This window comes from Streptomyces sp. NPDC005303, assembly GCF_040607335.1.
Lineage (GTDB): Bacteria > Actinomycetota > Actinomycetes > Streptomycetales > Streptomycetaceae > Streptomyces.
On the sequence record NZ_JBEXGM010000003.1, the window covers coordinates 85779 to 99396 of the forward strand.

Sequence of the window (13618 nt, forward strand, 5' to 3'; positions counted from 1 at the left end):
CTCCCTCCTCCGCTCGTCGGTCCTGTGACCCGTCCCCTGATGAGTTGTCTGCACCCTACGCATGTTCGGCAAACCGTTTCATGCGGCCGTCACATAGAGGTCATACGGCGTGCGACCGTACCTCACAGTTCGCGCCAGCCGAACGGCCCCCTGGAAAGTGCCAGGGGGCCGGTTTTCGGTCACCTGTCCGCCGCGGGCCGTCCAAGTCCCCTTGTCGGCATCGGAGTTCGGGCGATGACGTAGCTCTATGTGGTTGGCCGGATCCTTACCGTGCTCCCGGAGCGGTTATGACGGTGTCATCCGCCCGACCATCTCCGGGTGCTCCTTCAGCCAGGCGGCGACCGCCCGCTCCTCGTGCCCCTGGCCGTACTTGTTGATCTCGCTCTCCAGGGTACCGAGCTCGTCCTCGCTCATATGGAAACCCTTGATCCACTTGGTGAGCTGGGGGTACTGCCCGGGGAACTTCTCGTTGGAGATGGTGCGGATCGTGTTGCCCTCGCCGAAGAGCTTCTTGTCGTCCGTCAGCTTGGTCAGGTCGTACTGGCTGTACGCCCAGTGCGGGGACCACAGGACGACGGCGACGGGCTGCTTCCTGGCATAGGCGCGCTTGAGCTCGGCCAGCATCGCGGGGGTGGAGCCGTCGACGACCTCGTACTCCTTGTCGAGGCCGTAGCCCGGCAGGACCTTGGTCTTGAGGAGGTTCATCTCGCCGGTGCCCGGCTCGATGCCGATGATCTTCCCGTCGAAGAGGGACGCCTTGCCCTTGAGGTCCTCGTAGGACTTCACGCCCTTGACGTACGACGGCACGGCGACCTCCAGCGACGTCGGCCGGTACCAGGTGCCGAGGTCGGCGAGGCTGTCCTTGCTCTGGTCCCAGTAGTTCTTCTGGGCGTACGGCAGCCAGGCGTCAAAGTTGAGGTCCAGGTCTCCGGAGGCGAGGCCGGTGTAGACCGGGCCTACGTCCATCTGCTTGAGGTTCAGCCGGTAGCCGCGCTTCTCGAGCACGTTCTTCCAGAGATACGTGACGGCGATGTCCTCGTCCCAGGGGAACCAGGCCACGTTGACCGGCCGCTTCGTCTCCGCCGCCGTCTTCTGGACGGGGGCCAGCTTGTCGACCAGGCCGGGATGCTGCTTCAGCCAGGTGCGGACGGCGTCCTGCTGCCTGCCCTTGCCCGCCTTGTTGATCTCGGCCTCCAGGCTGGTGAGCTGCTTCTCGTCCAGCTTGAAGTTCTTCAGCCACTGTCCGACGGCCGGGTTGTCGTCGGTGAAGCCCTTGCGGGCCACCGTGTGGATGCCGTCGCCGGAGCCCCAGGCGCGCTTGGGGTCCTTGAGCTTCTTCAGGTCGTTGTCGTTGTACGCCCAGTGCGGCGACCAGAGCGTGACCGCGATCGGGGCCTTCTTGGCGTACGCCCGCTTCAGCTCGGCCAGCATGGCGGGGGTGGAGCTGTCGACGACCTTGTACTCCTTGTCGAGGCCGTACGCCTTCAGGACCTTGCTCTTGAGCAGGGCCATCTCACCGGCTCCGGCCTCGATGCCGGTGATGTTCCCGCCGAACCGCGAGGCCTTGCCCTTGAGGTCCGCCAGGGAGTTGATGTCCTTCATGTAGGACGGGACGCTCAGCTCCAGGGAGGTCTTGTCGTACCAGGCGCCGAGGTCGTCGAGCTGCTTGCCGTACTTCTTCCAGTACTGCTCGTGAGTGGTGGGCAGCCAGGCGCCGGTCATGAAGTCGGCGTTGCCGGAGGCGAGGGAGGTGTAGAGGGGCCCGGCGTCGAACTGCTTGGCGTCCACCTGGTAGCCGCGTTCCTCCAGGATCTCCTTCCAGAGGAAGGTCGAGGCGACCCCGTCGTCCCAGGGGACGTAGCCGATGCTGATCTTCTTGCCCTGGCCGACGTCCTTGCTCCCGGAGACGGCCGTGGCCTCGCCCGAGGTGCCGCCGAAGATCCCCATGCCGCCCGCGACGAGGGCGAGGACGACGACGCCGATCACGGCGATCTGGGGGCTGGGACGGTAGGACCAGATCTTCAGCCCGCCGTGGGACGCGCGGGCCTTGGCGGCGGCGCGGCGGCCCAGCGGGGAGACCTGGGTGCCGAGCGCGCCGGTCATGCGGTCCAGGTAGATCGCGAGGATGACGATGGCGACACCGGCCTCGGAGCCGAGGCCCACGTTGAGCTGGCCGATGGCTTCGTTGACGTCGCCGCCGAGGCCGCCGGTGCCGACCATGCCGGCGATCGCGGCCATGGACAGGCCGAGCATGATGACCTGGTTGACGCCGGCCATCACGGTGGGCAGCGCCAGGGGGAGCTGGACGCGCAGGAGGGTGTCGCGCGGAGTGGTGCCAAAGGCCTCGGCGGCCTCGACGAGCTCCTTGTCGACCTGGCGGATGCCGAGCTCGGTCATCCGCACGCCGGGGGCGAGCGCGAAGATCAGGGTGGCGACGATGCCCGCGGAGGCGCCGGTGCCGAAGAACAGGATCGCCGGGATGAGGTAGATCATCGCGGGCAGCGTCTGCATGAAGTCCAGGACGGGGCGGACGAGGCCGCTGACCCGGTTCGAGCGGGCCGCCCAGATGCCCACGGGCACGGCTACCACCAGCGCGATGATCGTGGCGACGAGGACCAGTGAGAGGGTCGTCATCGCGTCCTCCCACAGTTCGAGGGAGTCGATGAAGGCGAATCCCGCGAAGGTGAGGACGCCGGCCAGGGTGCCGCGCAGCCAGAACGCGATCACGGCGAAGATGCCCGCGAGCAGCAGGGGCTGGGGCGCCTGGAGGACGGCGTCGATACCGTCGTAGGTGCCGGTGAAGACGGACTTGAGGAAGTCGAAGAGCCAGGCCACGTGGTCGAGCAGCCAGTCGACGGTGTCGTTGACCCAGTCGCCGAGCGGGATCCTAGGCATGGGCGGCCTCCACCCGGGGGGCCTCCGCGTCGCCGAGGAAGGCGATCAGGCGCTCCTGCGGGACCACGCCGACGAGCTTTCGCTGCGCGTCGAGGACGGCCACCGGGTGGCTCGACCGGGCGCTCATCGCACACAGCTCGGTGAACGGCGTGTCGAGCGTGGCGGTCTCGCAGTCGCTCTCGCAGCCGCAGTCGGCCTCGGCGCCGCTCACGTCCGTGTCCATGACGGCGGACGCGGTCAGGACACGGGAGCGGTCGACGTCCTTGGTGAAGGAGGCGACATAGTCGTCGGCGGGCCGCACGAGGATGTCCTCCGCGCTGCCGATCTGGACGATCCGGCCGTCGCGCATCACGGCGATCCGGTCGCCGAGCCGCATGGCCTCGTTGAGGTCGTGGGTGATGAAGACGATGGTCTTCTTCAGGGTCTTCTGGAGCTGAAGGAGCTGGTCCTGCATGTCCCGTCGGATCAGCGGGTCGAGCGCGCTGAAGGACTCGTCCATGAGGAGCAGATCGGCGTCGGTGGCGAGGGCGCGGGCCAGGCCCACTCGCTGCTGCATACCGCCGGACAGCTCGTCGGGCCAGGACTTCTCCCAGCCCTTGAGGCCGCACAGCTCCAGGGCCTCGGTCGCCCGCTCGACGCGCTCGGCCTTGGGGACGCCCTGGACGGCGAGCCCGTAGGCGGCGTTCTCCAGGACACTGCGGTGCGGGAAGAGCGCGAAGTGCTGGAAGACCATGCTGATCTTCTTGGCGCGTACGGCGCGCAGGTCGCGGTCGGTGAGCGCGGTGAGGTCCTGGCCGTCGAAGCGAACATGGCCGGCGGTCGGCTCCAGGAGGCCGTTGAGCATGCGCAGCAGCGTGGACTTGCCCGAGCCGGACAGGCCCATGACCACGAAGATCTGGCCCGGGTCCACGGTGAAGGAGGCGTCGATCACCGCCGCGGTGGTGCCCTCGGCGCGCAGTCCCTCCCGGTCCGCGCCCTCACGGAGTCTGTCGACCGCCTCGTCGGGCCGTCTTCCGAAGACCTTGTACAGCTGCTCTGCCTCAAGCCGTGATGACACGCGTACCTCTTGTCTCTTGACCACTGGGTGGGAGACGAAGGGCCGCGAACAGTTGAAGGTGCAACCTGCCTCGCTCCGAGGCCGCGCCTGCCCATAAGCCTTTCGGCCAAACACACAGGTGTCCTGGTTCACAGGACGCTCACACCGCCGAACGGGTCGAGCGACGGCGGCCGGTGTCGGTGCCGTACGGCATGATGCGAGACGTGACCGGACGACTGATGCTCCTCGACACCGCCTCGCTCTACTTCCGTGCCTACTTCGGTGTGCCGGAGTCGGTGAAGGCACCCGACGGCACGCCGGTGAACGCCGTGCGCGGCCTCCTCGAATTCATCGACCGCCTGGTCAAGGACCACCACCCCGACTTGCTGGTGGCCTGCATGGACGCCGACTGGCGCCCCCAGTGGAGGGTCGACCTGATCCCCTCCTACAAGGCGCACCGCGTCGCCGAGGAGCACGAGAGCGGCCCGGACGAGGAGGAGGTGCCGGACACGCTGTCGCCGCAGGTGCCGGTCATCGAGGCCGTCCTGGACGCCCTCGGCATCGCGCGCGTGGGTGTGGCCGGGTACGAGGCGGACGACGTGATCGGCACGTTCACCGCACAGGCGACGGGCCCGGTCGACATCGTCACGGGCGACCGCGACCTGTACCAGCTGGTGGACGACGAGCGTCAGGTGCGGGTGCTGTATCCCCTCAAGGGCGTCGGCACGCTCCAGCTGACCGACGAGGCGTGGCTGCGCGAGAAGTATGGCGTCGACGGCCGTGGGTACGCGGATCTGGCAACGCTGCGCGGCGACCCGAGCGACGGTCTGCCGGGCGTGCCGGGCATCGGCGAGAAGACGGCGGCCAAGCTGCTCGCCGAGTTCGGTGACCTGGCCGGGATCATGGCCGCGGTCGACGACCCGAAGGCGAAGCTCACTCCGTCGCAGCGCAAGCGGCTGGACGAGTCGCGGCCGTACGTGGCCGTGGCGCCGAAGGTCGTGAAGGTGGCGGGGGATGTCCCGCTGCCGCAGGTGGAGACCGCGGTCCCGCGCACGCCGCGCGACCCCGCGGCACTGGAGAAGCTGGCAGAGCGGTGGGGGCTGGGTGGCTCATTGCAACGACTGGTGACGACGCTCGGCGCGTAAATATTGCCCTCGCTTTCCACAAGTGGCATGCCGTCGCCAGGGAGGCTGATGCTAACTTAGGTAAGCCTAAGCGTAGGGAACTGGGAGGCCGCCATGGCAGAAGGACCGGGACGCAAGCCGCGGAAACCCCACTCCGCACAGGTGGTCCGCACCGAACGCCTCACCCCGCACATGCAGCGCGTGGTGCTGGGCGGCGAAGGACTCGCCGAGTTCGCGACGGACACCTGCACCGACCACTACGTCAAGATCCTGTTCCCGGCCGAGGGCGCCACCTACCCTGAGCCCTTCGACATGCAGCGGATCCGCGAGGAGTTCCCGCGTGAGCAGTGGCCCGTGACCCGCACGTACACCGTGCGCCACTGGGACCCCGAACACCGCGAACTCACCCTGGACTTCGTGATCCACGGCGACGAGGGCCTCGCCGGCCCCTGGGCGGTGCGCGTCCAGCCCGGCGAGACCGTGCGCTTCATGGGCCCGGGCGGCGCCTACGCCCCCGACCTGGAGGCCGACTGGCATCTCCTCGTCGGTGACGAGAGCGCGCTGCCCGCGATCGCCCGATCCCTGGAGTCCCTGCCCGACGGCACCCGGGCGCACGCCTTCATCGAGGTCTCCGGGCCCGAGGAGGAGCAGAAGATCGACTCCGACGTGGAGGTCGTCTGGCTGCACCGCGGCTCCCGCCCGGTCGGCGAGGCCCTGGTGGAGGCCGTTCACGCGCTGGAGTTCCCGGAGGGCCGGCTGTGCGCCTTCGTGCACGGCGAGGCGCACTTCGTGAAGCAGCTGCGCCATCTGCTGCGGGTCGAGCGCGCGGTCCCGCGCGAGGACCTGTCGATCTCCGGCTACTGGCGCCTCGGCCACAACGAGGACGGCTGGCAGGCCTCCAAGCGGGACTGGAACGCGCGCATCGAGGCGGAGCAGGAGGGGGCGGCGCCGGCCGCTTAGGCACTGCGTTCCGAGAGGGGCGGCACCTTCCGAGGTGCCGCCCCTCTCGTGCGCTCACACCGACCGCTGGTACGACCGGAACGTCCTGATCGACAGCCACACCGCCACGACCGCCAGCCCGAGCAGGGCTCCCCCGCGGCCCAGCACGAACCCCCAGTCGGGATCGGCGGACAGGGCCGAACGGCCCGCCACCATCGCCCAGTTCAACGGGTTGAAGTCGGCGATGTGCCGCATCCAGGAGGGCATCTGCGAGGGCGCCATGAAGGCGCTGGACAGGAAGGTCAGCGGAAGCAGCAGGAAGGTGTTGATCCCGATGATCGACTCCCGCTCCCGCACCAGCATGCCGAGCGCGTTGGACAGCGCCCCGAACACGGTGCCCAGCAGGACCGAGGCGAGCACCAGGACGGCGATCCCGGCGAGACCACCCGGATAGTCGGCGCCGCCCAGCAGCCCGAGCAGCACGATGACCACCGACTGGAACGCGGTCACCAGGCCGTTGTTGACGACGTTGCCGTTCATCAGCGCGGCCCGGCTGACCGGAGTGGTCAGGAAGCGGTCCAGGGTCCCGCGTTGGATCTCCTCCAACGTGCCCATGCCGGCCCACATGTTCGAGCCGAGCGCGCTCATCACGACCACGCCCGGGACGAGGTAGTCGAGATACGTGGTGGTCCCGAAGCCGCCGAGCTCGACGACCTTCCTGAAGAGGCTGCCGAACAGGAACAGCCAGATCACCGGCTGGATCAGGGTGATGATCGCGTACGCGGGCTGCCGTACGAACACCATGAGTTGACGCTGCGTCATGTACCAGGTCTGAGAGACGGCCGTGCTCATCGGGCACCCACCAGGTCTTCGGCGTCGGAGTAACGGCGGCCCGCGTAGCGCAGGTAGACGTCGTCGAGGGACGGACGGGCGACGGTCGCGGTGGCGACCTTGACCCCGGCCCGCTCCAGGGCGGCGAGCAGGGCGGGTACGGCGGCGGCCCCGTCGTCGGCGCGGACGCTGACGCGGTGTCCGTCGGCCAGCACCTCGTGCACACCCGGCACCCCGTGCAGGGCGCCGGTCAGCAGGGTGCGCCCCGCGTCGCCGAGCGGCTCGCGCAGCTCCACATGCACGGCGTCGCCGCGTAGTTCGCCCTTGAGCGCGTCCGGGGTGCCCTCGACGACGATCCGGCCGCGGTCGACGACCGCGACCCGTTCGGCGAGCCGGTCGGCCTCTTCGAGGTAGTGCGTGGTGAGCAGGATCGTCAGCCCCTCCTCCCCGGCGAGCCGTCCGATCTCGTCCCACATCGCGGTGCGGGCCTCGGGGTCGAGACCGGTGGTGGGCTCGTCCAGGAAGAGCACCTCCGGGCGGTGCACCAGGCCGAGTGCGACATCGAGCCGGCGTCGCATGCCGCCCGAGTAGCCCTTGACCGGACGCCGGGCGGCCTCGGTGAGCGTGAAGCGGTCGAGGAGCTCGTCCACCCGCTGTTCGAGGGCGGTGCCCTTCAGGCCGTGGAGCCTGCCCTGGAGTCGCAGGTTCTCGCGGCCGGTGGCGACCGGGTCGGCGCCCGAGCCCTGGGCGACCACGCCGATGGCCCGCCGGACCCGGTCCGGGTGGCGCAGCACGTCATGGCCCGCGACGGTGGCCGAGCCGGAGTCGGGGCGGGCCAGGGTGGTGAGGATCTTGACGGTGGTGGACTTGCCGGCGCCGTTCGGCCCGAGCAGTCCGAAGACACTGCCCCGCTCGACGACGAGGTCGATGCCGTTGAGGGCGGTGACCTCACCGCCGTAGGTCTTGATCAGTTGACGCGCCTCGATCGCGGGCGCACGGGTGTTCATGGCAGGTGCTCTCCTGGGTCTCCTGGTCGAGCGGATGACAACTGATCCGCGTGAGGAGCACCGGGCTATCCTGGGTGTGCCGCACCTCGATCGCCTGGATGTGCCTCAGGGCGGATTCAGTTCGGGGTTCGAGGCCCCGGCGGGCTGCTGCAACAGCCGTGCCGGGGCCTGTTCTTGTTCAGGTCACGGTTCGTGGAACGCCTTCCACTCCTCGATGCCGGGCAGCGTGCCCTTTCTGAGCTCGTCGAGGAAGCCGCGGACCCACTCCGCCTCCGCCTCGACCATGTGGAGCTGGTACTCGTTCTCCACGAGGAAGAGCCGGGGCAGTGTCTCGTACAGCTTCTCCAGTGCGCCTCGGCCGCTCGCCGCCTGGACCAGCAGGGCGGCGAGGCGCTCCTCCAGCAGCGTCACCACGTCGTCGGGGTGCAGGACAGCGAGCAGCGAGAGCGCGGTCTCGAAGATCGGGTACTCCTTGGCGGGGGACGCGATCAGGTCCGACATCCATTCGGTGGCCTCCTGACGCCCGGCCGCGGTGATGTCGTAGACGGTCCGCTCGGGCCGGTTGCCCTGTCGCTCCACGTCCGTGACCTCGACGAATCCATGCTTCTCGAGGTTCTGCACGACCGTGTAGAGCGAGCCGTAGTTGATCTTCGTGCTGGAGTCCTTGCCCTGCCGGCGCAGGGTCTGGGCGATCTCGTAGGGATGCATGGGCTTCTGCCACAGCGTCGCCAGCACGGCGAGCGCAAGAGGGTTGCGGAGCGTGCGGCGCCTCATACCTTTCACCTCACCTCCGAAGCTCGCGCTCGAATATCCGTGACCGAACATATCGCGATCTACGACAGGCCGTCAATAGACACGATGTATCGCGTGTGCGGGCTCCACGCAAGGGCGTGAGGACTTGGGAGCCGCTTCGACATGCCTGCGTCACGCACCCGAAACAGCCTCTCCCTAATTTCTGTCACCCGACAGGAATCCAGCTCCCGCACCGCTGGTCCGCACTTTCACCCTCATGCCGCCGAAGGCAGGTGCCGCCGTGACGACGACCAGTCCCTCCGACGTCCGTCCCGATCCCCCGCACTCCCCCGCCACCGACGACCGGTCCCTCACCGAGTTCGGCTACCGCCAGGAGCTGCACCGCAGCCTGGGCCGGTACGCGTCCTTCGCGGCGGGGTTCTCGTTCATCTCGGTCCTGACGACCGTCTTCCAGTTCTTCGCCTTCGGGTACGCCTTCGGCGGCCCCGTCTTCTTCTGGGCCTGGCCGGTGGTACTGGTCGGGCAGCTGCTGGTGGCGGCCTGCTTCGCGGAGCTGGCGGCGCGCTATCCCCTCTCGGGCGCCATCTACCAGTGGTCGTCCCGCCTCTCCAACCTGACCTTCGGCTGGTTCGCCGGCTGGATCATGGTGATCGGGCAGATCGTCGTGGTCGCCGCGGCGGCACTGGCCCTGCAGATGGTGCTCCCGGCGATCTGGTCGGGCTTCCAGCTGGTCGGCACCGACCCGGCACCGACCTCGGCGGACGGGGCGGCCAACGCGGCGGTCCTCGGCGTGATCCTGCTCGTCCTGACGACCGTCGTGAACGTCGTGGACAACCGTGTGATGTCCCTGATCAACCGGGTCGGCGTCACCGCCGAGATCATCGGCGCGGTCCTGATCGTCGTACTCCTGCTGACCCATTCCGAGCGCACACCGAGCATCACCTTCCACACCACGGGCGCCGCACAGAACGGCCTGTTCGGGGCACTGCTGGTGGGCTCGTTCACGGCGGCCTACGTGATGATCGGCTTCGACAGCGCGGGCGAGATGAGCGAGGAGACCCGCCACCCCCGGCGCACCGCGCCCCGCACGATCCTCACGGCACTCGCCGCGGCCGGCGCGCTCGGCGGCCTGATCGTCCTGGGCGGCCTGCTCGCCGCCCCCAGCCTCACCGACGGGCACCTGTCGGTCGACGGCCTCAGCTACGTCCTCACCAGCAGCCTCGGCGACGGGGTCGGCAAGGCTCTGCTGGCCGACGTGGTGATCGCGATCACGGTGGCCACTCTCGCCATCCAGACGGCGGCCTGCCGCATGCTCTTCTCCATGGCCCGCGACGGCCAGCTGCCCTTCGCGGGCCGCCTCGCGCGCGTGAACCCCCGCACGGGCATGCCCACCGCCCCCGCTCTGGTCGTCGGCATCCTGGCCGCCGCCCTGCTCCTGCTCAACTTCGCCTCACCGGAGGCGTTCCTGGCGATCGGCACGACCTGCATCGTGATGCTGTACCTCGCGTACGCGATGGTCACGGGCCCCCTGCTGATCCGCCGCCTGCGGGGCGAGTTCTCCTCGTCGGGCACCGACGAGGAGGGCGGCCGCCTGTTCTCCCTGGGCCGCTGGGGCATCCCGGTCAACGCCCTGGCCCTCCTCTACGGCCTCCTGATGACCGTCAACCTGGCCTGGCCCCGGGCCGAGGTGTACGACCCGGCGGGGGGCCACTGGTACTTCCAGTGGTTCACGGTGCTGTTCCTGGCCGCGACGCTGGCGGCCGGCGTGACGTGGCGAGCACTGCGCAGGCGTACGCCTGCCGGGTGACTCACCCAGGTTCCGTGGCCGCCTCAGTCGCCCCGCACACGCGCGTGCAGATGCATGTCGTGCCAACCGTCCGGATGCAGAATCGCACTCCGCTTGGTCCCTTCCAGAGCGAAGCCCGTCCTTGTCGCGACACGGCAGGACGCCTCGTTACGGACGGCGTGCATGAGTTCAAGACGGTGGAATCCCACGTCGTCGAGAGCCCACCGGGACAGGGCAACCGTGGCACGCGCTGCCACACCCCGCCCGCGGGCCCCCGCGGTCGTCCAGTACGCCATCTCGGCCTGCCCGTCGTCGAGATGGATCTCACGCAGGGCCACCCGGCCGAGCAGCAGATCGGTATCACTGTCCACCACGGCCCACTGGGCGGTCTCCTCCCGGGCCCAGGCCTGCCGCCACTCCTCGATCCAGCCGCCGACCTCGTCCACGGAGTCGGCGGCACGGGCGTGCCACTGATGCATGGCGGGGTCCTGGAACGCGGCGTGGACCGCGGGCGCGTCCTCGAGCCTCCAGGGACGCAGGAGCAGGCCGTCGTCGGTGCGGAGGGTGGGCTGAGTGCGGCTGGAGAGGGTGCCTGGTGCGAGCACCGGGTCGGTGAGGTACGGCATGACCCGCATCCTGCCAACCGCGGAAGGCCCGTCCCAACGGGTTTTACCCTTGACGGCGAGGGGACGCAGACCTCGCATCCCGCCCTCGGGGGGACGGGGTCGACTGCCCCGGCCGCTCACGTCGAACGTGCCGTCCCCGCCACGAACTTGCTCCCCAACTGCCGCAAACGAGGGTGGTACCCGCAGCGCATCGGCGGGCCGGAGTGCGCGGCCGTGCATCCGGCGGCCAGGGGATCCGCTCCGTGCGCCGGGACTGCGCTCCCTTCCCCGCGGCCGGAAATCGTCGCATGGTGCAAAGTGGTGGGCTGCCAGGGTGAATTGCGGGCATGAGCGGTGTCGCACCCGGGCCCGTGGGGTGGTGGCCGAATGTCTGCGACGGTCGGCGATGGGCCTGGGGAGCGGATGCAGCGCAAGGCACCGATGCGGTCGGCGAGTTCGTGTACCAGTGCGAATCCGCCCGGGACGGATGCCGCCCGCTCACCGACGACACCGTCCGGAACATCGCCGAGAATGGCGGATCGGCGACCACCCGAAGGGCCCCTCGCCGCCGTCCGCATCGGCGCCTCACACCAGCGCCAACTCGCCCCGCACAGTTGACGAAACCCTTGGTGGCACTGGAAGGTAGGGATGATCCACGACCTCGCCTCCGACAACGCTGTCCTGGCGGTGGTGGCCACCGATCCTCCGTACCGTCCGGCTGCCGCCGCGAAGACAACGGCCGCCGGCGCGCAGTTGACGAGGCCGGGTTGGTGCACGAGTTCAGCCACGCTGCGGTCGCAGCGTATGGAACACAACGCGTAGTTCATGGACTTCGTCGACTCCGCCACCGGAGGGCATCATGCATGGCTCTGCTCCAGGCGAGTCACCCGGGCCGTTCCACTGATCGGGCACGCACACCTCGCCGGGCGCCCGTCACCCTGGCCGTGACCCGCGCCCCCGCGCGTCCCGAGTCCCCCGGAACGCCTTCCGATTCCGTGTCCTACCCAAGCCGAAGGACCTGAGAAGGACTGGCCCTTTCCAGGTCCTGCATACGCGACGGGAGATCAGCACGATGAGTATTAGCTCGTCCTCGATATCTTACGCGTGGACGTACAGCAGGGGGCCCTTTTCCGGCCTTCCGTCACACAAGATGATTCACCAACACCTGCACACCAGGGGAGGCGGGCTCCGAGCAGAGGGAGCATCAGGTGAGTGACCTGGCGGGCCTGACGGGCGCCCTGAGTCCCGGACCCGCCGGTCAGGTCATGCCGATACTCGAAACCGCACGGTGGCGGAATTCGGTCGACTCCCTTCTCTCCGATTCTCATGCCACGGCATTGTCCGGAATGCTTTGTCATGCGATCGAGGCGGAGACCACCAATGGCAGTCGATCCGTCCTGAGGTCACCCAGCTCGCACCTCGATGCGGTTCGGTCCCCCGGCCTTCGGGCGGTGCGTGCCCTGCTGCGCCGTGAGCAGTGCCAGGTGAACTGGCAAACGCTGCTCGGCAGGGACACGGGCGGGTTGTTGACTCTCGCGTGCGACCGGCTGATGCGCAGCTCGGAGAGTCCGCCCCTGATCGACGTGCGCGGGGAACTCTCCGTCGACCGAGCCCAGCAGTGGTGCCGACGAGCCGTGGGCCACACCGCGCGCTACTCCTTCGCGATGGAGATGGCGGGTCTCTTCACCGCTTTGTGCACCGCACCCAAGTCGAGCAGTGCCCTGGAAGCCAGGGCCACATTCCTGTGGGGCATTCTGGCGGGAATCAGCGAGTACTACGCGGGAACGGCACCACAGGCGCAGGAGATAAGCCGGCTCGCGCGGGATGCGGTGGCCGCCTCCCGGGAATGTGTGCGGTGGCACGGAACCGAGGGCGAACTCGTGGTCGCCGCACAAATGGAGTGCGGAGCCGTCCAGCTCGTCGACAACCTGACCGGAATTCTCCAACTGCCCGACCTCTTCAGCCCCGAGGAGTACATCCGGATCAGGGGCGCGGACATCGGGGTGCACATCTATACCGTCCAGGACGACCGCTCGGAGCGTTTCCGGGAGATCGTCGACGAGACCACGATGGTTGCCGTGCTCGCTCATGACCTGATCGACCAGGGGCGCGACACCGAGAACGGCAACCGCAACAATCTGGTCCTCCGGCTGCCCGACAGGAATCAGCTCTGGGACATCCTGGAGGTCTGTCTCAGCCACACCTGTGCTGTCGGTGGCGAGCAGTGGCAACGTGTTGTCGCGGGTTTCGTGGTGGGCACATGCCTGTACGCACGCGGGGGCCGGGAGCGGGTGCACGACGGCACCGAGACGATCGTGCGCAAGAGGCTTCGCCCGAGTGTGGAGTGGACGTACGCGCCCCGGCTGGCCGAGTACTTCTCCCGGGCCGGATGCACCTGCACGGACCGGACCGACTCCGTCAACGTCGGGTCGGCACTCGACAGGCTCTACGCGGACAGTTCGACGGTCGTGCGTGGCTGGTTGCGTGATCACTGGGATGCGCACTTCGACGTGGCGGATCTTCAGCGGTTGGCCCTCGCCTGCGCCTCCGCCGTGCGGACCAGGAGCGCGCTGTTCTCCGGCCGGAACGGAGCGGAAGCGATCCCATGAGTCCGACCGCCGGAGCTGCCGGGGGTTGAGCGC

10 protein-coding genes are annotated in these 13618 nt (G+C 68.8%); 4 read left to right on the forward strand and 6 right to left on the reverse strand.

Features of this window, described 5'->3' with window-relative positions; translation table 11 throughout:
* Positions 1-285: 285 nt before the first annotated feature.
* Together ABZT93_RS06840 and ABZT93_RS06845 are read right to left on the reverse strand one after the other, a co-directional pair.
* A complete protein-coding gene (locus ABZT93_RS06840; protein ID WP_356100033.1) occupies positions 286-2895 on the reverse strand; it encodes an ABC transporter permease/substrate binding protein in 2610 nt (869 codons plus the stop codon).
* Entirely contained in the window at positions 2888-3952 is a 1065-nt protein-coding gene (locus ABZT93_RS06845) for a betaine/proline/choline family ABC transporter ATP-binding protein (RefSeq protein WP_356100037.1), read from the reverse strand. Before ABZT93_RS06845 ends, ABZT93_RS06840 begins: the two co-directional genes overlap by 8 nt.
* A gap of 194 nt (positions 3953-4146) precedes the next feature.
* On the opposite strand from ABZT93_RS06845, the gene ABZT93_RS06850 reads away from it, so the two are divergent.
* Positions 4147-5076: a 5'-3' exonuclease gene (locus ABZT93_RS06850; RefSeq protein WP_356100697.1), complete on the forward strand. Its 930-nt coding sequence runs from the start codon at positions 4147-4149 to the stop codon at positions 5074-5076.
* Positions 5077-5169: 93 nt separating this feature from the next.
* The gene (locus ABZT93_RS06855; protein ID WP_356100040.1) at positions 5170-6015 is read left to right on the forward strand and encodes a siderophore-interacting protein; all 846 of its coding nucleotides are present in this window, start codon (positions 5170-5172) and stop codon (positions 6013-6015) included.
* Between the two features lie 54 nt (positions 6016-6069).
* Here ABZT93_RS06855 and ABZT93_RS06860 read toward each other — a convergent pair whose 3' ends face one another.
* The 3 genes from ABZT93_RS06860 to ABZT93_RS06870 all read right to left on the reverse strand — a co-directional run bounded on the left by ABZT93_RS06860 (position 6070) and on the right by ABZT93_RS06870 (position 8606).
* Positions 6070-6846: an ABC transporter permease gene (locus ABZT93_RS06860; protein WP_356100042.1), complete on the reverse strand. Its 777-nt coding sequence runs from the start codon at positions 6844-6846 to the stop codon at positions 6070-6072.
* Entirely contained in the window at positions 6843-7832 is a 990-nt protein-coding gene (locus ABZT93_RS06865; RefSeq protein WP_356100047.1) for an ATP-binding cassette domain-containing protein, read from the reverse strand. The genes ABZT93_RS06860 and ABZT93_RS06865 overlap by 4 nt, the downstream gene beginning before the upstream one ends.
* 183 nt (positions 7833-8015) lie before the next feature.
* Positions 8016-8606, reverse strand: coding sequence for a PadR family transcriptional regulator (locus ABZT93_RS06870; protein ID WP_356100051.1), 591 nt, complete (start codon positions 8604-8606; stop codon positions 8016-8018).
* 259 nt (positions 8607-8865) lie between these two features.
* Here ABZT93_RS06870 and ABZT93_RS06875 point away from each other — a divergent pair, with 259 nt between their 5' ends.
* Positions 8866-10392, forward strand: coding sequence for an amino acid permease (locus tag ABZT93_RS06875; protein WP_356100052.1), 1527 nt, complete (start codon positions 8866-8868; stop codon positions 10390-10392).
* 23 nt (positions 10393-10415) lie between these two features.
* Here ABZT93_RS06875 and ABZT93_RS06880 read toward each other — a convergent pair whose 3' ends face one another.
* Positions 10416-10997, reverse strand: coding sequence for a GNAT family N-acetyltransferase (locus ABZT93_RS06880; protein WP_356100055.1), 582 nt, complete (start codon positions 10995-10997; stop codon positions 10416-10418).
* 1463 nt (positions 10998-12460) lie between these two features.
* On the opposite strand from ABZT93_RS06880, the gene ABZT93_RS06885 reads away from it, so the two are divergent.
* Positions 12461-13585, forward strand: coding sequence for a hypothetical protein (locus ABZT93_RS06885; protein WP_356100057.1), 1125 nt, complete (start codon positions 12461-12463; stop codon positions 13583-13585).
* Positions 13586-13618: the final 33 nt, after the last annotated feature.

Bases quoted from the DNA above. Each gene is read 5' to 3' on its own strand.
- ABZT93_RS06840 (WP_356100033.1), bottom strand. From the start codon at position 2,895: ATGCCTAGGATCCCGCTCGGCGACTGGGTCAACGACACCGTCGACTGG.
- ABZT93_RS06850 (WP_356100697.1), top strand. From the start codon at position 4,147: ATGCGAGACGTGACCGGACGACTGATGCTCCTCGACACCGCCTCGCTC.
- ABZT93_RS06855 (WP_356100040.1), top strand. From the start codon at position 5,170: ATGGCAGAAGGACCGGGACGCAAGCCGCGGAAACCCCACTCCGCACAG.
- ABZT93_RS06860 (WP_356100042.1), bottom strand. From the start codon at position 6,846: ATGAGCACGGCCGTCTCTCAGACCTGGTACATGACGCAGCGTCAACTC.
- ABZT93_RS06865 (WP_356100047.1), bottom strand. From the start codon at position 7,832: ATGAACACCCGTGCGCCCGCGATCGAGGCGCGTCAACTGATCAAGACC.
- ABZT93_RS06870 (WP_356100051.1), bottom strand. From the start codon at position 8,606: ATGAGGCGCCGCACGCTCCGCAACCCTCTTGCGCTCGCCGTGCTGGCG.
- ABZT93_RS06880 (WP_356100055.1), bottom strand. From the start codon at position 10,997: ATGCCGTACCTCACCGACCCGGTGCTCGCACCAGGCACCCTCTCCAGC.